This window comes from Neobacillus jeddahensis (assembly GCF_000612625.1).
Taxonomy (GTDB): Bacteria; Bacillota; Bacilli; order Bacillales; family Cytobacillaceae; genus Neobacillus; species Neobacillus jeddahensis.
The window spans coordinates 1-16,927 of record NZ_CCAS010000002.1 but is presented as its reverse complement, the minus strand read 5'-3'; the positions used below and the strand labels follow the sequence as shown (position 1 = coordinate 16,927).

At 38.3% G+C, this 16,927-nt stretch carries 19 protein-coding genes; 18 read left to right on the top strand and 1 reads right to left on the bottom strand.

The features are described from left to right. The 18 genes from hepT (at position 1) to TY15_RS00840 (ending at position 15,982) form a co-directional block, all read left to right on the top strand. A complete protein-coding gene (gene hepT / locus TY15_RS00925) occupies positions 1 to 963 on the top strand; it encodes a heptaprenyl diphosphate synthase component II (RefSeq protein ID WP_040208354.1) in 963 nt (320 codons plus the stop codon). A gap of 113 nt (positions 964 to 1,076) precedes the next feature. Further along, positions 1,077 to 1,523, top strand: coding sequence for a nucleoside-diphosphate kinase (ndk, locus tag TY15_RS00920; RefSeq protein WP_040208355.1), 447 nt, complete (start codon positions 1,077 to 1,079; stop codon positions 1,521 to 1,523). A gap of 166 nt (positions 1,524 to 1,689) precedes the next feature. Then, positions 1,690 to 2,862, top strand: a complete 1,173-nt coding sequence (aroC, locus tag TY15_RS00915; protein ID WP_040208473.1) for a chorismate synthase — start codon at positions 1,690 to 1,692, stop codon at positions 2,860 to 2,862. Next, positions 2,862 to 3,932: a 3-dehydroquinate synthase gene (gene aroB / locus TY15_RS00910; RefSeq protein ID WP_040208356.1), complete on the top strand. Its 1,071-nt coding sequence runs from the start codon at positions 2,862 to 2,864 to the stop codon at positions 3,930 to 3,932. Before aroC ends, aroB begins: the two co-directional genes overlap by 1 nt. 17 nt (positions 3,933 to 3,949) lie before the next feature. After that, positions 3,950 to 4,315 (top strand): chorismate mutase, encoded by a 366-nt coding sequence (gene aroH / locus TY15_RS00905; protein ID WP_040208357.1) that lies wholly within the window; start codon positions 3,950 to 3,952, stop codon positions 4,313 to 4,315. Positions 4,316 to 4,368: 53 nt separating this feature from the next. Then, positions 4,369 to 5,466 carry a histidinol-phosphate transaminase gene (hisC, locus tag TY15_RS00900; protein WP_040208474.1) on the top strand — a complete coding sequence of 366 codons (1,098 nt, stop codon included), beginning with the start codon at positions 4,369 to 4,371 and terminating at the stop codon, positions 5,464 to 5,466. Between the two features lie 29 nt (positions 5,467 to 5,495). Continuing rightward, complete coding sequence (locus TY15_RS00895; protein WP_040208358.1) at positions 5,496 to 6,602, top strand: prephenate dehydrogenase; 1,107 nt, start codon at positions 5,496 to 5,498, stop codon at positions 6,600 to 6,602. Between the two features lie 86 nt (positions 6,603 to 6,688). Next, positions 6,689 to 7,978, top strand: coding sequence for a 3-phosphoshikimate 1-carboxyvinyltransferase (aroA, locus tag TY15_RS00890; protein WP_040208359.1), 1,290 nt, complete (start codon positions 6,689 to 6,691; stop codon positions 7,976 to 7,978). Between the two features lie 118 nt (positions 7,979 to 8,096). Then, entirely contained in the window at positions 8,097 to 8,993 is an 897-nt protein-coding gene (locus TY15_RS00885; protein ID WP_040208360.1) for a hypothetical protein, read from the top strand. Positions 8,994 to 9,020: 27 nt separating this feature from the next. Further along, positions 9,021 to 10,286, top strand: a complete 1,266-nt coding sequence (locus TY15_RS00880; RefSeq protein ID WP_040208362.1) for a tetratricopeptide repeat protein — start codon at positions 9,021 to 9,023, stop codon at positions 10,284 to 10,286. 31 nt (positions 10,287 to 10,317) lie between these two features. Then, entirely contained in the window at positions 10,318 to 10,884 is a 567-nt protein-coding gene (locus TY15_RS00875) for a ReoY family proteolytic degradation factor (RefSeq protein WP_040208363.1), read from the top strand. Positions 10,885 to 11,024: 140 nt separating this feature from the next. Then, on the top strand, positions 11,025 to 11,486 hold the full coding sequence (locus tag TY15_RS00870; protein WP_040208364.1) for a YpiF family protein: 462 nt from the start codon (positions 11,025 to 11,027) through the stop codon (positions 11,484 to 11,486). A gap of 144 nt (positions 11,487 to 11,630) precedes the next feature. Further along, on the top strand, positions 11,631 to 12,140 hold the full coding sequence (locus tag TY15_RS00865; protein ID WP_040208365.1) for a QcrA and Rieske domain-containing protein: 510 nt from the start codon (positions 11,631 to 11,633) through the stop codon (positions 12,138 to 12,140). A 3-nt stretch (positions 12,141 to 12,143) separates the two neighbouring features. Beyond that, the gene (gene qcrB, locus TY15_RS00860) at positions 12,144 to 12,818 is read left to right on the top strand and encodes a menaquinol-cytochrome c reductase cytochrome b subunit (RefSeq protein WP_040208366.1); all 675 of its coding nucleotides are present in this window, start codon (positions 12,144 to 12,146) and stop codon (positions 12,816 to 12,818) included. A 58-nt stretch (positions 12,819 to 12,876) separates the two neighbouring features. Next, positions 12,877 to 13,650 carry a menaquinol-cytochrome c reductase cytochrome b/c subunit gene (locus TY15_RS00855; protein ID WP_040208368.1) on the top strand — a complete coding sequence of 258 codons (774 nt, stop codon included), beginning with the start codon at positions 12,877 to 12,879 and terminating at the stop codon, positions 13,648 to 13,650. Positions 13,651 to 13,788: 138 nt separating this feature from the next. Continuing rightward, positions 13,789 to 14,382, top strand: a complete 594-nt coding sequence (gene lhaT, locus TY15_RS00850) for a lipoprotein heptaprenylglyceryl N-acetyltransferase LhaT (protein ID WP_040208370.1) — start codon at positions 13,789 to 13,791, stop codon at positions 14,380 to 14,382. 66 nt (positions 14,383 to 14,448) lie between these two features. Further along, positions 14,449 to 15,243: a sporulation protein YpjB gene (gene ypjB, locus TY15_RS00845; protein ID WP_040208371.1), complete on the top strand. Its 795-nt coding sequence runs from the start codon at positions 14,449 to 14,451 to the stop codon at positions 15,241 to 15,243. Positions 15,244 to 15,301: 58 nt separating this feature from the next. Next, a complete protein-coding gene (locus TY15_RS00840; protein ID WP_040208373.1) occupies positions 15,302 to 15,982 on the top strand; it encodes a zinc metallopeptidase in 681 nt (226 codons plus the stop codon). A gap of 33 nt (positions 15,983 to 16,015) precedes the next feature. Here TY15_RS00840 and TY15_RS00835 read toward each other — a convergent pair whose 3' ends face one another. Continuing rightward, a complete protein-coding gene (locus tag TY15_RS00835; RefSeq protein WP_040208375.1) occupies positions 16,016 to 16,885 on the bottom strand; it encodes a YitT family protein in 870 nt (289 codons plus the stop codon). Positions 16,886 to 16,927: the final 42 nt, after the last annotated feature.

Here is a 16,927-nt window from a genome sequence, read left to right as displayed (position 1 = left end):
ATGAAATTAAAAATGATGTATTCATTTTTGAATTCGGATATTAACATAATCGAAAAAGAACTGGAAGAGACGATTCAACCAAAGTCTCCTCTCTTGCGACAGGCTTCTATGCATACATTACAAGCCGGAGGGAAAAGAATTCGTCCTGTTTTTGTTTTGCTTGCAGGTAAATTTGGTCATTATGATATTCATGTGATGAAAAATGTGGCAGTTGCGTTAGAACTTATTCATATGGCTTCGCTTGTCCATGATGACGTGATTGATGATGCAGACCTTCGTAGAGGTCAACCAACCGTTAAATCGAAATGGGATAACAAAATTGCCATGTATACAGGTGACTTTGTTTTTGCCTTAGCCTTAGAATTAATGACAAATATAGAAAAACCGGCTGCTCACAAAATTTTAGCGAATACAATCGTTGAAGTGACGGTAGGGGAAATACAGCAAATAAAAGATAAATACCGTTTCGATCAGAACCTGCGCGATTACCTCCGTCGCATCAAGCGAAAAACAGCCTTGTTAATCGCTGTTAGTTGCCAACTAGGTGCAATTGCTGCAGGAGTTGAAGAAGACGTCCACAAGAAACTATATCGTTTTGGGTATTATGTGGGAATGTCATATCAAATTATTGATGATATATTAGATTTCACTTCCACAGAGAAGGAACTGGGTAAACCAGCTGGAAGTGATCTTTTACAAGGAAATATTACAGCACCAGCTCTGTACGCAATGGAGGATCCAGAAGTACGTAGGGAAATTGCGAAGGTCCATGAAGAGATGGACTCAGAGGATATCGCGAAAATAATCTCCCTTATTAAACAAACAGGAGCCATTGAAAAATCGATCGCTTTAAGTGATCATTATTTAGATAAAGCAATCGCAGTTTTAGATGAACTGCCGGAGAATAAGGCTAAAAAAACACTTCGTGATATTGCTAAATCCATAGGTAGACGAAAATTTTAAGAATCAGCAGTATTCTTTTTTTCACCTTGCTAAATATTCAAAAAAATGTTAATATTTCCATGGATTGTTCTCTGCTAACAATCAACATACATAATTAATTAGGAGTGGAATTCATGGAAAAAACTTTTTTGATGGTAAAGCCAGATGGCGTACAGCGTAACCTAATAGGAGAAATCGTTGCACGTTTTGAAAGAAAGGGCTTCCAATTGGTTGGAGCTAAGTTAATGAACATCCAAACAGAGCTTGCTGAGGAACATTATGGCGAGCACAAGGAACGTCCATTCTTTGGTGAATTAGTAGATTTTATTACTTCAGGTCCAGTTTTTGCTATGGTATGGCAAGGAGAAAATGTCATTGCAACGGCTCGTCAAATGATGGGTTCAACGAATCCAAAGGATGCAGCTCCAGGTACTATACGTGGGGACTTTGGTCTAACAGTTGGTAAGAATGTGATTCATGGCTCTGATTCTCCAACGAGTGCTGAGCGTGAGATTGGTTTGTTTTTTAAAGATAGCGGAGTAGTGGAATATACAAAGCTAGTTAACGAATGGATCTACTAATTTAATGCTTATCGGCACTTGTATAGTTTATATGAGTGCCTTTTTTTGTATCCGATTTCAAAAACTTTTCGGTCGTTTTCTGAATAGTTATACTATGTTTATTTCGCTTGATATGTTATATTGGTACATAATTCTTTAATGAGTTGAAGGGGGAAAGAGTATGGGAATGAGATATCTCACTGCTGGGGAATCCCATGGTCCACAGTTAACAACAATAGTAGAGGGCTTGCCAGCGGGAATACCGCTAGAAGCATTAGATATAAATGAAGAACTGGCTAGAAGGCAAAAAGGTTATGGTCGTGGGAGAAGAATGCAAATAGAGAAGGATACCGCGGAGATTGTATCGGGGGTTCGTCATGGAAAAACACTTGGGTCTCCAGTCACTCTAGTTGTGAAAAACAATGATTGGAAGCACTGGACCAAAATCATGGGTATTGAAGCGATAGATGAAAATCAAGAGGAAGAAATGAAACGTAAGGTAACTCGAGCTAGACCGGGCCACGCTGACTTAAATGGTGCCATTAAATATGGGCACCGAGATATGAGAAATGTTCTTGAACGATCTTCAGCGCGAGAGACAACTGTAAGAGTAGCTGCCGGCTCTGTCGCCAAGAAGCTATTATCTCTAGTAGGTATAGAACTAGTTTCGCATGTCGTCGAAATTGGTGGAATTAAAGCGAATGTAGATTCATCGTTATCGGTAGAGGAATTAAAAAAGAGGACAGAAAGTTCTCCAGTTCGGGTTGCCGATCCACAAGTTGAGCAGGAAATGATGTCAGCCATTGATGAGGCTAAGAAAAATGGCGATTCCATTGGCGGCGTTGTAGAAGTGATTGCCACAGGGATGCCGGCTGGTGTCGGTAGTTACGTACACTATGATCGTAAATTAGATGGGAAATTAGCTGCAGCTATTATGAGTATAAACGCATTTAAAGGTGTGGAAATTGGGATTGGTTTTGAGGCTGCAAGAAAACCTGGCAGTGAAGTACATGATGAAATCGGTTGGGACAATGAACGGGGATATTACAGGAAAACCAATCGCTTAGGTGGATTTGAGGGGGGAATGACCACGGGTATGCCGATTGTGGTCAGAGGCGTGATGAAACCAATTCCGACACTTTACAAACCATTAATGAGTGTCGATATTGAGACGAAAGAACCCTTTGCAGCAAGTGTAGAGCGATCTGACAGTTGCGCAGTTCCTGCAGCAGCGGTTGTAGCAGAGCATGTTGTAGCGTGGGAGCTAGCGAATGCCCTGGTAGAACAATTCAATAGTGATCGTTTTGATACTTTTGCCGATGATATAAATCGGCAGCGTGAATATGCGAGGGAGTTTTAATGGAAACCATTCAAATCCAAACAGAGTCAAAACAATACCCTGTTTATGTAGGAGAAGGAATTAGAAATGAACTTGACTCGTTTTTATCGAAACATTTTACAAACCTTACGAGAATATTAATTATTACAGATGAATCAGTTGCAAATATTCACCTGGAAAAGTTGCAGGTCGCACTAAAGCAATGGAATCCGATTATTTATACTGCACCAACTGGAGAGAAAGCTAAAACATTTGAAGTTTTTTATGAAGCACTTTCAACAGCGCTTGAGAACCGTCTTGATCGAAAATCAGTGATTCTTTCCTTTGGAGGAGGGGCAGTCGGAGATTTGTCTGGTTTTGTGGCCGCATCCTTTATGAGAGGAATCCCGTTTATTCAAGTGCCAACGACGATTTTGGCTCATGATAGTGCTGTTGGTGGGAAGGTAGCCATCAACCACCCCTTAGGGAAGAATATGATTGGTGCTTTTTATCAACCAGAAGCCGTCTTTTATGATCTTGAGTTTTTAAAAACGTTGCCAATTCAAGAAATCCGTTCAGGGTTTGCTGAGGTTATTAAGCATGCACTAATTTCTGATTCAACTTTTTACGATTGGTTAAAAATGAATATACATGATTTGAATTTATTAACTGCAGAACAACTCTCTGATTCCTTAGTTAAGGGAATCAAGATAAAAAACGAATTTGTCTCTCAAGATGAAAAAGAAATGGGTGTGCGGGCCTATCTAAATTTAGGGCATACACTTGGGCATGCAATCGAGGCTGAAATGGGTTATGGAAACTTTACCCATGGTGAAGCGGTTATGATAGGAACAATTTTTGCGTTGAAGCTAAGCAGGGACCTTCTTGGATTAACTTTTCAGCTAGATGAGTTCGTCAATTGGGTGAAGCTGTTGGGCTACCAAACGAATATTCCTAAGCATCTTTCCTTTGAGAGTTTAATCGATAGGATGAAGCAGGATAAAAAGTCCGTTGGTGAGTCAATCAGATTTGTATTATTAGAGAAAATTGGACAACCAACCATTCAGGAAATATCTGAAATAAAATTATTAAATGAGTTAAAACGCTTATAATTTAGGGGGATTTTTTCATGATTAGAGGGGTGAGGGGAGCAACGACGGTTTGTGCGAATACTGAAGAGGCTATTGTCTCTGCTACTGAGGAACTAGTGACCAACCTAATTGAGCTTAATCAGATTCAACCTGACAGTGTTGCCTCTGTGTTCATTTCAACGACGGAAGATGTAGATGCAGCCTTTCCAGCAAAGGCATTACGAAAATTTGCCGATTGGACATATGTACCAGTTATGTGTATGCGAGAAATACCTGTGCCCAATTCGCTAAAAATGTGCGTTAGAATTATGATGCACGTAAATACCAATCTTCCTCAGGAAGATGTGGTCCATGTTTACCTAAGAGGTGCTAAGGTGCTTCGACCAGATCTAAAGCAGCAATGAAATCATACAGAAAACAGTTAGTAAAAGAAACATTCATGATTGGAGTGGGAAAAATGAGATGGAAAGAGCAGTTACTAACACTGACTCCGTATCAACCAGGGAAATCAATCGAGGCAGTAAAAAGGCAATTTAACCTAGAGCGGATTGTCAAGCTAGCATCCAATGAAAATCCTTTTGGCTGTTCAGCAAGGGTACTTTCTACTCTCCAAACGTATCAACCTAGTTTGGCTCTATACCCCGACGGTTATGCTACAAAATTAAGAGAGACACTGGCAGAATTTTTAGAAGTAGATGCGGATGAGCTGATATTTGGAAATGGTTCTGATAACCTTATTCAAATCATATCCCGTGCTCTCCTCCATTCGGATGCAAGTACGATAATGGCTTCGCCAACATTTTCTCAATATAAGCATAATGCCATAATCGAAGGGGCTATTGTGAAGGAAATTCCGCTTGTTAATGGAGACCATGATTTAGATGCAATGTTAGGGGCCATTGATGAACAGACGAATGTTATTTGGGTTTGTAGTCCAAACAATCCAACAGGTACATATATTCCGGAATATAAATTAATATCTTTTTTAGAAAAAGTACCTTCACATATTCTTGTTGTGGTTGATGAGGCTTATTTTGAATATGTCGTGGCAGAAGATTACTATGATTCCATTAAGCTAACACGTCAGTACGAGAATTTAATAGTCCTTCGAACATTCTCAAAAATATATGGACTTGCATCACTCCGCGTGGGTTATGGAGTGGCTAATCGAGCGATTATCAAAGCACTCGAGCCAGCTAGAGAGCCATTTAATGTAAATTCTATCGGACAATTAGCGGCAAGTGAAGCGATCCATGATCAGGAGTTTGTTACAGACTGCAAAGAGAAGAACAGGCAAGGCCTAGAACAGTTTTATCTATTTTGTGAAGAAAACCAACTAAGCTATTATCCTACACAAACTAACTTTATCCTTATAGATTTTAAAGTAGATGGAGATTTGATTTTTCAATATCTGCAGGAGAGAGGGTATATTGTACGCTCTGGAAAAGCGCTCGGCTTTCCGAAAGCGGTTAGGATAACAGTAGGCTCCTCAGAACAAAATGAAGGCGTCCTTAAGGTATTAAGTGAATTTTTAGAAGCGAACAGGGGAAATTAGTAGTTTTCTCTAAAATAGGGGGATGAAAAGTGAAAGGCCGTGTTTTTGTTGTAGGCTTAGGGTTAATTGGCGGTTCTTTAGCATTATGTATTAAGAAAGAACATAACGAAGCAGTCATCGTCGGGTATGATATTAATAAGGAACAAGCTAGACTTGCTAAAATGTTAGGAGTTATTGATGAAATAGCCGAAAATATTTCGGATGGGGCAATTGACGCTGATTTAATCATTATTGCAGCACCGGTAAATGAAGCGAAAGAAATCATCCTACTCCTATCTGAATTACCATTAAATCCAAAAGTGATTGTAACAGATACTGGCAGTACAAAGGGGAAAATAGTAAACAGTGCTATTAGTTTAAAACAGCGAGGGATTACGTTTATTGGCGGGCATCCAATGGCAGGTTCTCATAAAAGCGGGGTTTCAGCTGCAAAAGAAATATTATTTGAAAATGCATTTTACTTGTTAACGCCAGAAGAGCATATAGAGAATTCCGAGATAATCCTTTTAAAGGATTGGTTACAGGGTACAAATGCTAAATTCTTAACCGTTACACCGGAAAATCATGATTATTTAACAGGTATCGTTAGTCATTTTCCCCATATTATTGCTGCATCGATAGTAAGGCAAACTGAAAAACTTTCCGAATCAGAAAGTCTGATCCCTCGTCTTGCAGCGGGTGGTTTTCGAGATATTACACGTATTGCTTCTAGTAGCCCGGAGATGTGGAAGGATATTTTGCTGCACAATCGTGACACCTTGATTGAATTACTTAATTTGTGGTCAATTGAAATGAACGGGGTTAAAGTATTATTAGAAAATAAAAATAGTACTGGCATATTCAATTACTTTAAACAAGCAAAGGAATTCCGCGATGGATTGCCTCAAAAAGAAAAAGGTGCGATTCCATCATTTTATGATTTGTTTGTTGATGTACCAGACTATCCAGGTGTCATTTCCGAGATCACTGGCTATTTAGCGAAGGAAAATATTAGTATAACAAATATTCGTATCTTAGAAACACGTGAAGATATAAATGGAGTTTTGGTAATTAGTTTTCAAACAGAACAGGATCGTCAAATGGCAGAACAGTGTATTGGGAGTTATTCTAGTTATGCAACTACCATTGGTTCTTAAGAAAGTATAAAAGCTAAATGGATAGGACTGGGAATATTTAACAAGTGTATTGAACTAATTCTGATATTATTAAAAAGGTGATTTTGATGTCGTCATATAAACTTAAGAATAACATAACTCGGTTAGTTGGAGAGGTAACTATACCAGGAGATAAATCTATTTCGCATAGATCCGTCATGTTTGGTGCAATTGCGCACGGTGAGACAAGGGTTACAAATTTCCTTCCAGGTGATGATTGTTTAAGTACCATTTCGTGTTTTCGAAAGCTGGGAGTTACGATCGAGGAAAATGGTCATGAACTTCGAATCATCGGTAAGGGGTTTGACGGTTTAGTTGAACCAAATGAAGTATTAGATGTTGGCAATTCTGGGACAACGATTAGGTTATTAATGGGAATATTGGCAGGGAGAGCCTTTCACACTTCTCTAGTAGGTGACGAATCGATTGGAAAAAGACCGATGACAAGGGTAACAGGTCCTTTAACTGCCATGGGTGTCAAACTGGACGGTCGGAAAAACGGGTCTTATACTCCCATTTCCATTCGTGGAGGACAATTACAGCCCATTCATTACGAGCTTCCTGTTGCTAGTGCACAAGTAAAGTCTGCCATCATCCTAGCAGGACTTCAGGCTGATGGTGAAACGACGATCATAGAACCAACTGAAACTCGTGATCATACGGAAAGAATGATTCGACAATTCGGGGGAGAAATCAACAAAGATAATAAAACCATTACTGTTACGGGTCGACAAAAATTGACGGCTTCGACCATATTCGTCCCTGGCGATATCTCTTCTGCTGCCTTCTTTCTTGTTGCGGGTGCGATTTTACCAGAAAGTGAAATTGTGTTAAGAAATGTCGGTCTGAATCCAACGAGAACCGGAATTATTGAGGTTATGAAGAGGATGGGGGCAGACTTAGAGGTTGTTCAGCAGAATGATGAATCGTTTGAACCTGTTGGGGATCTTATTATTAAGACATCCAAGCTGAAAGGCACGATTGTTGAAGGTGATTTAATTCCTAGGTTAATTGATGAAATTCCGATCATTGCTCTTTTGGCAACACAGGCTGAAGGGAAAACGGTCATAAAAGATGCTGAAGAATTAAAGGTTAAAGAAACTAATCGGATTGATACGGTCGTGCAGGAGTTACGGACACTAGGTGCTTCCATAGAAGCAACAGCTGATGGAATGATTATAAACGGAAAATCTAATTTATTGGGAGGAAAGGTTTCAAGCCATGGCGACCATCGTATTGGCATGATGCTTGCGATTGCAGCACTCCTATGTACGAATGAAGTTCAACTTGAGAAATCAGATGCTATTTCCGTTTCGTACCCAAACTTTTTCCCACACTTAAATAGCCTTATCCGCTAAAAGCTGCATTTTCGTGCAGCTTTTCTTTTTTTGTAAGTCATAGGTTATGTTTTTTTTGCATAGCTTGTCTTAAAGAAGAGATTGTGAAAGTGCTCGTTTGGAAAAGGTGGTTGGGACGATGTATATCATTGAAAATGCCAATATCCTGAAGGACAAAGAGGTAACTACGAGTTCATTGTTAATTACAGGAAATCGAATAACAGCCAATCAATCTGGATTCAAACACTATCGTTTTATAAAGATGGATGTTGAACCGTATATTATGACCCCATCCTTTGTCATGTTAAGCTCGAAAATACCCCTTCAAGGTGCCTTTCAAGATTTAAAGACTAGTTTAATTGACCATTTTTTGCTAAAAGGATGCACCACTTTGGTTACCTATGTTGCAATCAACTATGCAAATGAACTTTCTGACAGAATTAATGAATTAAAAACGGCCTTAATCAGTAGTCCAATTGATTATGTTATCGGGGTTAAGATCCCGACACGTCTTATTACACCAGCATTTATTAGGATTTGTAAAAAGTTGAAAATTCCAGCATTATTTATTGATCTTCAGGATAGTGAGTTCCTGGAGACTATACCTTGGGGATGGATAAGAGAAGCTTTATTTCCCTTTAATTGTCCAATCATCCCTATAATTTCCACTTCGCAAAAGAAGGAAGCGAAGGTGGTTCTGTCGAAATGGAATGATATAATGCAGAAGGAAAAAATACCAGCCCTATATGAGGAGCTGCAAGAAAATCAGCCATTATCTATCTCAGTGCTAAACAAAATGGGGCTATACCCGCAAAAAGCCAGTCTAATGAATGGCACAGAATTAAGTTATAACCTATATTTAAAAGATAGGGAAATCAATAATGTTGATGAACAAGGTTTATTTCATTATCATGGAGATAGACTCTTAGTTACAGTAAACAAAGGAAAAGTTGTCCGAGCAGGAAAGAAAGTTTTATTTACACCTGGAAATGGAGAACATGTTAAGGTGCGAACCCCATCTTATTTTTCTTTGTAATATCAAGGGGGAGAAGAGGTAAAGCCAATGGATCGAGTAAATAAAATAATTAGCTTGTTAGAAAATGGTCAACATAATGAGGCCTTAAGTGAATATAATGTTGTATTACAAAGCGGTCTTCCAGAAGAAAAATTTCTCTTAGGAGAAGAACTATACCAATATGGTTTTCTATCTGAAGCAAAAGCATTAGTTGAAAACCTATTAGTAATATATCCTGAGGAAGGGGAACTCCTTGTCCTGCTGGGTGAAATATTAGTAGAAGCAGGAGAAGAGGAAGAGGCCATCCTTGTTTTGGAAAGAATTTCAGAACAGGATGCAAATTTTGGACAGTCATTATTATTGTTAGCTGATCTCTATCAGATCCAGGGACTCTATGAAGTTTGTGAAAGAAAGCTATTAAAGGCAAAGGAAATATTACCCGATGAAATCATCATTGATTTTGCCTTAGGCGAGCTATACAGTGAGCAGGGTGAAGTGATTAAGGCCATGAACGCCTATGAGACAGTCTTAATGGAAGAAAGTGAAATTGCTGGAGTCAATATTAATGGGCGAATGGCAGACTTATTAAGTGCTTCCGGAGCTTTTGAAGAGGCACTTGGCTTCTATGACAAGGCATTAGTTCAAAAATTAGAGATTAACACTTTATTCGGCTATGCATTTACAGCACTGCAGGCTGGATATAATCGTACAGCTATTGAAAAGTTCTTGGAATTAAAAGAGCTTGACCCGGAATATCATTCACTATACTTACATCTTGCTAAAGCATATGAGAGAGAAGAGGAGCTTGAAAATAGTTTATTCGCTATTAAAGAGGGTATTAAACAGGATGATTTTAATAAAGAACTATTTTTCTTTGGTGGAAAAATGTCTATTAAGCTCGGGAAAGTAGAAGAAGCGGAGCAATATTTCCGTGATGCTCTTGCCCTCGATCCTGGCTTTATGGAAGCTGCCATTACACTTAACAAGCTCTTTTTTCAGCAAGAACGATATGAAGATGTGGTTGAATTAATTTCTCAACTAGATATTGTGGGAGATGAAGAGCCGCAGCTTATTTGGGACGCTGCCCTTGCACATGATAAACTTGAAGAATATTCATACGCATCAGACAAATATGAAAGTGCATATACTTTCTTTAAGAATAATGAAACATTCTTACAGGATTATGGATATTTTCTAATTGAGGAAGGAAAAAACGACCGAGCCGCCGAAATTTTTAAACAGCTACTAATGGGGGATCCAACAAACGTTGAGTATTTGGATTTACTGGAACGTCTTACTGATGTGAAAGAATAAAAAGCTGATTATGCAGAGGAGGGAAACTATTATGGCAACCCCTGTTTCTGTCAACGAGAAGAAGGACTTTATTCGCTGGTTTTTAAATCATTATCAATTGAAGAGAAGAGAATGTGTGTGGATTCTTAACTATTTAATGAGCCATGATCAACTTATGGAAAAGGTACATTTTGTTGAGCAAGCCCAATATTGTCCGCGTGGCCTGATTATGTCGACACATTGTGTTGATAAAGTACCATTTCGTTTTTACAAGGAGAATGTTATGACAACAGATGCAGAAAAGTCCTTTCATGATATTCGGTTAAATCGAGATGAAGATATTTTTATTCAATTAAATTTTCATGCCTCCAATCAGGCCCATCAATATGCTGCTGTACTCGAAGAGAATCCATTTGTTCCGAAACATTTGCAAGTGAACGAAAAGGATGGCATCATTGCTGAACAATTCATACAAAAAAGTATTGAACGTTTTCAACGTGAAAAGCTATTGCAATTAATTGATGAAGCATTGGATAAACAAGATCGAAAAACATTCAAGGAATTAACAGAAAAATTAAATCAACTTTCAATGACAGAAAAAAAGGGAAGTTTGCGATAAGCAGGCTTCCTTTTTTCTGCTTCGAGAGGCAAATCACCTTGATAATGAAGGAAATTACTAAAAATTCCACTTTAACTTTTATTATGTTAGGAAAAAATGATATTATAGGACTAGTTAATTCAAAAGGTTGGTGCAAATAAATGAAATGGATTCCTCAAGAGGTTCAAACCACATTGGATGCCATTGAGTATGTGGATACAGCTGTGATCCCAATCTATTCAATAGCATTTGGGGGGGAAATGAAACAATCGGCTGCAATGGTTGAATTTATTACACTATTGACAAGTCACTTAGAAAGGCAATTCACAGGAAGGATTTTATTATTTCCGCCATTTACATATTTAAAAAGTGAAGATAGTGAAAAAGTATTAAGTGAATTAATAAAGTGGGAGGATAACATCGTAAAGAGTGATTTTAAGCATATTGTTTACATCACGTCTGAGCTAGATTGGCGGTCCCACGAGCAAAGTTTAGGAGGTCCATTATTATGGCTTCCTTCGATACCATTAGAAGATATGAATGACTCGCAAAAAATAGGATTGATCGATAGCCAAGTGAAACAAATATCGACTTTCTTCACGCAAAAATGGAATGAAAATTAGTAAAAACCTGCAGATTATATGTTTTTAAAATAGTATGATATTGACCTTGCCTGCAGATTGATATATCATTGTTATGTCCTAGTTTTATATGTGTTTAATTATTGTCCGCTGGACTTAACTTCATGAATAGAGGGGGGGATAAACATGAGTAAAGAACGCGTTTCAAGACGTCAATTTTTAAGCTACACATTAACTGGTGTAGGCGGATTTATGGCTGCCGGTATGTTAATGCCAATGGTACGTTTCGCTGTGGATCCTGTTTTAAAAGCAGAAGGAGGCGGAGACTTTATTGCAACCAAGCAAAAAGTTTCTGAATTAACTGATGAACCAGTAAGGGTCGATTTTACTTTTAAACAAAAGGATGCTTGGTATGAGTCAGAGGTTACCAATACTGCCTGGGTTTATCGGGATAAGAGTACAGATAAAATTGTAGCATTATCACCAGTATGTAAACATTTGGGCTGTACGGTTAACTGGAATACTGATAAGGAACATCCAAATCAGTTCTTCTGTCCATGTCACTATGGTCGATATGAGAAAAATGGAAAAAACATCGCTGGTACACCACCACTGGCACCGCTTGATGTATATCCATTCAAGGAAAAAGATGGTTTCCTTTATTTAGGGAAAGCAGAACCACGGAAGGAGGCGTAATCTTTGTTAAACAAAATTTACGACTGGGTAGATGAGCGTTTAGATATTACGCCTATGTGGCGCGATATCGCAGACCATGAAGTTCCTGAGCATGTTAACCCAGCGCACCATTTTTCAGCGTTTGTTTACTGCTTTGGCGGTCTGACTTTTTTCGTAACAGTCATTCAAATTCTTTCTGGTATGTTCTTAACAATGTACTATGTACCGGATATTAAAAATGCATGGGAATCAGTTTATTATCTGCAAAATGAAGTTGCTTTTGGACAAATAGTACGTGGAATGCATCACTGGGGAGCAAGCTTAGTACTTGTCATGATGTTTTTACATACATTACGCGTCTTTTTCCAAGGAGCATATAAGAAGCCACGTGAATTAAACTGGATCGTCGGAGTACTTATTTTCTTCGTGATGCTAGGCTTAGGATTCACTGGATATTTATTACCTTGGGATATGAAAGCGCTGTTTGCAACAAAAGTAGGTCTACAGATTGCTGAGTCGACACCGTTTATAGGTTCCTACGTGAAAGTACTATTAGCAGGTCATGAACATATTGTTGGTGCGCAAACATTGACTCGTTTCTTTGCGATTCATGTGTTCTTCCTACCAGCAGTATTATTTGGATTAATGGCAGCACACTTTGTAATGATTCGCAGACAAGGTATTTCTGGACCACTTTAAGAAAAAAAATTTCAGACATAGTAATAATTTAATACGGAAAAAAGGAGGGGATTGTTCAATGCATCGCGGTAAAGGTATGAAGTTCGTAGGTGACTCACGTGTTCCAGCACCTGAATCACGCACACCGAAACTTCCGAAAGATTACTCAGAATATCCTGGTAAAACAGAAGCATTCTGGCCTAACTTCCTTTTAAAAGAATGGATGATAGGTGCCGTATTTCTTGTCGGCTTTTTATGTCTAACAGTTGCACATCCGGCTCCGCTTGAAAGGATTGCGGATCCGACTGATACAGGCTATATCCCACTACCAGACTGGTATTTCTTATTTTTATATCAATTGCTAAAATATACATTTGCATCTGGTCCATATAATGTTATTGGTTCAATGATTATACCTGGTCTAATGTTTGGTGGTTTATTATTGGCACCGTTCCTTGATCGAGGCCCTGAACGTCGCCCAAGAAAGAGACCGCTTGCTACTAGCTTTATGCTATTAGCCATTGCTGGAGTTGTATTTTTAACTTGGCAATCTGTTGCAACGCATGACTGGGCAGCAGCAGAACGTCAAGGAAAAATTGTGGCAAAAGTAGATGTTGATAAAACTAGCGAGGGGTATAAAATCGCTAGTGATAATACATGTATCACATGTCACGGAGATGCCTTTCAAGGTGGAGCTGGAGCACCGACATTAATTGGTACAGGTTTATCAGCTGAAGAGGTAGCGAAAATTGCTAAAGAAGGTAAAGGTGGCAAAATGCCAGCTGGTATCTTCAAGGGAACTGACGAAGAACTTACTAAGCTCTCAGAGTATATCTCTGGTCTTGGAAAATAAAGATAAATTATAAAAAGCTGACGTTCTTTCGTCAGCTTTTTTCTACATAATATAAGAATTTATAAGTTTCTACAGTCTAGCGCCATGCGCTTTTCTTATTCAATAGTAAGAGAAAAATTATGAAACGGGGAGTTATTTGTGCGTTCTATTTATCCTCTCTTGGCAAATCGGTCGATCCTAAAGCTTTTATTTTTTGTTAATATCGCTGGAACTGTGTACGGGTATTATTGGTATGGATGGCAGCTTAAAGAAACGCCAGCAATCTTTTTAGCCTTTGTACCGGATAGTCCTACAGCTAGTTTATTTTTTGTACTTGTCCTGTTAGCATTTTTATTACGGAAAAATTGGCCATTGATTGAAGCTTTAGCAATTGTTACTCTTTTTAAATATGGAATTTGGGCTGTAGTTATGAACATTCTTGTCTATTTTGTTCAAGGTGAACTGGATTGGATAGGCTATATGTTGATTTTTTCTCATTTCGCAATGGCGGTACAGGGGATTCTGTATGCACCCTTCTATCGATTTAAAGGGTGGCATCTAATCGTAACCGCCATTTGGACACTTCATAATGATGTGATTGATTACGTTTTTTTTATGATGCCAAGCTATCACATGCTTGACCAATATACCCCGAATATTGGCTATTTTACTTTCTGGTTATCGATCCTATCATTGGGGATTGCCTACTATCTTGTCATTAGACCAAAACGATTTATACTTGAAATAAAATAATAGAAGATGGTCTAACCTTGTCCAACCCAACATACATTTTATTAGTAATGAAAGGGGGGACAAGGATTGAAAGTTAGATGGTTATATTTTTTAGCAATTATCATGTTGCTCACTCCCATAACTGTATATGCCGAACAACAATCGCCAATGGAGAAGCTGGATGATATTTCAGATGAAGCTCTTCAAATGGTCAAGTTCCAAAGATATGAAGACGCAAAAAAAATGCTCGATTATTTTTCTGACCAGTTTACGAGCATAAATGGGGCAGAACCCCCTTTATCAATGGACGAGGTTAGAATCGTAAATACCTCACATGATGAAGCAATGGAAGCCGCAGTTAGTCCCAACATGAAATATGAGGAAAGATTAAATAAACTAACAAAGTTCCGACTTGTTATTGATGCGGTAGCAACGAGTCATCAGCCTTTATGGACTGAAATGGAAGAACAAATTATGTCGGCCTTTCACCACGCTAAGGATGCTGCAGTTAAGGGTGATGCGGCCCATTTTCATACAAACTTTAACACATTTCTATCTCTATATAATGTCATTTATCCTAGTATGAAAATTGATGTTCCTGTAGAGAATATTCAAAGATTAGATGCAAGAATTGACTTTATAAATGAATATCGTTCTCAAGTTATCCAGGATTCACAAAATCAGCAGGAATTAAATGCCTTAGACACAGACCTAAAAAATCTGTTTGCTAATATGGAAGAAGATGATGCGGATCCATCATTATGGTGGGTAATCATTTCGACAGGAAGCATAATTATCATGACATTATCGTATGTGGGCTGGAGAAAGTATCAAGCTGATAAAGATCTGAAAAAAAACCGGTCAAGAGATTTAAAGGATTGATGCATCTAATTGGCTTGACATCCTGCCAATAACACCACGAGCTGATTTGGAGGACATTATGTATTATCTTATTTATTTTGCCATTATTATTATTGTTCCTATCTGGGCACAAATGAAAGTCAAAAATACCTTTGCGAAATATTCACGGGTACCAACATCAACTTATCGTAGAGGAGCTGAAGTTGCTAGGGAAATCTTAAATGCTAACGGCTTGTATCATGTAGGGGTTGAAGAAGGGCGAGGTTTCCTCAGTGATCATTATGATCCAAGGGGCAAAACCGTTCGACTTTCACCAGAAAATTTTCATGGTAATTCTATTGCGGCTGCAGCTATTGCGGCACATGAATGTGGACATGCAATCCAGGATGCAGAAAGTTTTACCTTCCTCAGGTTCCGCCATGCCTTAGTTCCTGTTGCTAATTTAGGTTCAAATGCATCTTGGATTCTTATTATGATTGGAATATTTGCTCATTTAAGTGGACTGCTGTTACTTGGAATTATTTTTATGGCTGCAGCCGTTCTATTTCAAATCATTACCTTACCTGTTGAGTTTAATGCTTCCAATCGTGCAATGGATCAAGTTGTTTCCCTTGGGTTAATCGCTAATCGTGAAGAAAGAGAGGCTAAAAAGGTTTTAAATGCGGCCGCACTTACATATGTAGCTGCAGCAGCTGTTGCTGTTTTAGAGCTTTTAAGACTTGTTTTGATCTTTACCGGAATGAATAGAAGTGAAGATTAAAAAAAGCAATGTCCTGTCTTTGGACATTGCTTTTTAGTCTTTAATGGGCATTTTATTTTCATCCAGTGTAAACCCTTCACCGTGGACATCGTGTACCACTGAAATGGAAATAAATGCATGTGGGTCAACCGAGGTAATGATATTTTTCAGGCGGATTAATTCGTTCTTGGCGACGACACAATATAATACATCACGTTCGTTTTTTGTATAGGATCCATACCCACGAAGGGCTGTTACACCACGGTCCATTTCTTCCATTATTTTTTCGGCAATTTCTTCTTCTTTCTCTGAAATGATCATGGCACCACGTGCTGAGTAGGCACCTTCCTGCATGAAATCTATCACTCGGGCACTGACAAAAACGGCAACTAGAGTATACATTGCTTGTTTATAGTTTAAGTACGATAATGAAACGGCAATAACGCAAAAATCGAAAATAAACATGGTTTTGCCCATATTCCATCCAACATACTTTTGAACAAGTCGGGCTATTATATCTACCCCGCCAGTAGTACCTCCGGTTCGGAAAATGATTCCTAATCCAATCCCAGTAAACACACCTGCAAATAATGCTGCTAAAGTTAGATCATGTTGGAGTGGCATATCGATACTATAGCGCTGAAAAATCCATAAAAAAATGGAAACCCCCACGGTTCCTATAATGGTATAAATAAAAGCATTACGGCCCAAAATTCTCCACCCAATAAAAAAGAGTGGGATATTCAGTATCAGGTTTGAATAAGAAGGGTCCCATTTAAATAAAAAATAAAATAATAAAGTAATTCCTGTAAAACCGCCCTCGGCAAGTTTATTTTGCATATTAAAATTGACAAGTCCAAACGCCATAATGGCAGCACCTATAAGTATAAATAATATGTTCTTTATTTTAATTCCAAATATCATATTTATTCCACCACTTCCATACATTTCTTTTTTACGGCGGTT

Excerpts from the sequence above, each read along its gene's own strand:
- hepT (WP_040208354.1), top strand. The coding sequence starts at position 1 with ATGAAATTAAAAATGATGTATTCATTTTTGAATTCGGATATTAACATA.
- ndk (WP_040208355.1), top strand. The coding sequence starts at position 1,077 with ATGGAAAAAACTTTTTTGATGGTAAAGCCAGATGGCGTACAGCGTAAC.
- aroC (WP_040208473.1), top strand. The coding sequence starts at position 1,690 with ATGAGATATCTCACTGCTGGGGAATCCCATGGTCCACAGTTAACAACA.
- aroB (WP_040208356.1), top strand. The coding sequence starts at position 2,862 with ATGGAAACCATTCAAATCCAAACAGAGTCAAAACAATACCCTGTTTAT.
- aroH (WP_040208357.1), top strand. The coding sequence starts at position 3,950 with ATGATTAGAGGGGTGAGGGGAGCAACGACGGTTTGTGCGAATACTGAA.
- hisC (WP_040208474.1), top strand. The coding sequence starts at position 4,369 with ATGAGATGGAAAGAGCAGTTACTAACACTGACTCCGTATCAACCAGGG.
- aroA (WP_040208359.1), top strand. The coding sequence starts at position 6,689 with ATGTCGTCATATAAACTTAAGAATAACATAACTCGGTTAGTTGGAGAG.
- TY15_RS00885 (WP_040208360.1), top strand. The coding sequence starts at position 8,097 with ATGTATATCATTGAAAATGCCAATATCCTGAAGGACAAAGAGGTAACT.
- TY15_RS00880 (WP_040208362.1), top strand. The coding sequence starts at position 9,021 with ATGGATCGAGTAAATAAAATAATTAGCTTGTTAGAAAATGGTCAACAT.
- TY15_RS00875 (WP_040208363.1), top strand. The coding sequence starts at position 10,318 with ATGGCAACCCCTGTTTCTGTCAACGAGAAGAAGGACTTTATTCGCTGG.
- TY15_RS00870 (WP_040208364.1), top strand. The coding sequence starts at position 11,025 with ATGAAATGGATTCCTCAAGAGGTTCAAACCACATTGGATGCCATTGAG.
- TY15_RS00865 (WP_040208365.1), top strand. The coding sequence starts at position 11,631 with ATGAGTAAAGAACGCGTTTCAAGACGTCAATTTTTAAGCTACACATTA.
- TY15_RS00855 (WP_040208368.1), top strand. The coding sequence starts at position 12,877 with ATGCATCGCGGTAAAGGTATGAAGTTCGTAGGTGACTCACGTGTTCCA.
- TY15_RS00840 (WP_040208373.1), top strand. The coding sequence starts at position 15,302 with ATGTATTATCTTATTTATTTTGCCATTATTATTATTGTTCCTATCTGG.
- TY15_RS00835 (WP_040208375.1), bottom strand. The coding sequence starts at position 16,885 with ATGATATTTGGAATTAAAATAAAGAACATATTATTTATACTTATAGGT.